The sequence below is a fragment of the Succinatimonas hippei YIT 12066 genome (genome assembly GCF_000188195.1).
Taxonomy (GTDB): domain Bacteria; phylum Pseudomonadota; class Gammaproteobacteria; order Enterobacterales; family Succinivibrionaceae; genus Succinatimonas; species Succinatimonas hippei.
Genome location: NZ_GL831040.1, coordinates 1 through 916, shown reverse-complemented (window position 1 = coordinate 916; position 916 = coordinate 1). Strand labels below are relative to the sequence as shown.

Genomic DNA, 916 nt, shown 5'->3' with positions numbered 1-916 from the left:
CGAATTGCCGGATCCTTTTCTATGAAAGATCCAGGCATATAAGCAAAGACAACCGCAAGGGGCAGGAGATATTCAAGTGATATGAGGCGAATGCAGACCATAATGCCGCACACAATATCTTAAGAAGGGCAGGACTTGCCCAGATAGCCTGTCAAGCGAACCTCACAAGAGGTCGGCAACAAGAAGCCCGCCTAGGCTAACGACAATAGGCAGTATTGTTGTTTAGCGGTAGGAATCATCGGCCTTTAGGCCGGTGAGGATGTCAAGACAAGATAATCCAAGGACTGCAGAAGGTATACTCGGCTTTAGGTCGGGAATGATGTCAAGTATCATTGCGGTACTACATGATACAGACTATACTGAAACTTATATTTTGATTGGCTTAAAGAACTAAATATGATAGATCTTGCTAAATTACCTTTAAGTATTACTTCCTTTAGTGAGTTTTGCGATAGGGGTAAAATTTATGTGGACAAAACGGATTTAGTTGCCGATTTGGCAAAATTCGATGCTCCGATTTTTTTATCCCGCCCGTGCAGATTCGGTAAATCTACTCTGGTCAGTACTTTCCATGAGCTGTTCTCAAACGGGCTTGATAAGTTTCAAGGTCTTAAAATCGTTACCGATAATTTATGGAATGATAGAACCTATAATGTAATTCATCTTGATTTATCCAAAATCAAAGAGCAAAGTGATGATATAAATTTTAATGAAACATTCCTGCAGCAGCTAGACGATGCTTTTATTCACAGCGGATATGAAAAGATTTTAAACGAAGAGATAAAGACCCCGGCCCGGTATTTGGATATAAGATTTAATCAAAAAGATATCAGCGGACTGGTTCTGCTTATCGATGAATACGATGCGCCTTTAACCGCGGTGATGGGAGATAAAGAAGAATTTGAAAGAAGGACAA

Annotated in this window: 1 protein-coding gene; it reads left to right on the top strand. The window is 40.3% G+C overall.

Annotated elements, in window-relative coordinates; translation table 11 throughout:
- Positions 1–396 precede the first annotated feature (396 nt).
- A partial coding sequence (locus HMPREF9444_RS07385; protein WP_009143785.1) for an AAA family ATPase occupies positions 397–916 on the top strand: 520 nt, incomplete at its 3' end.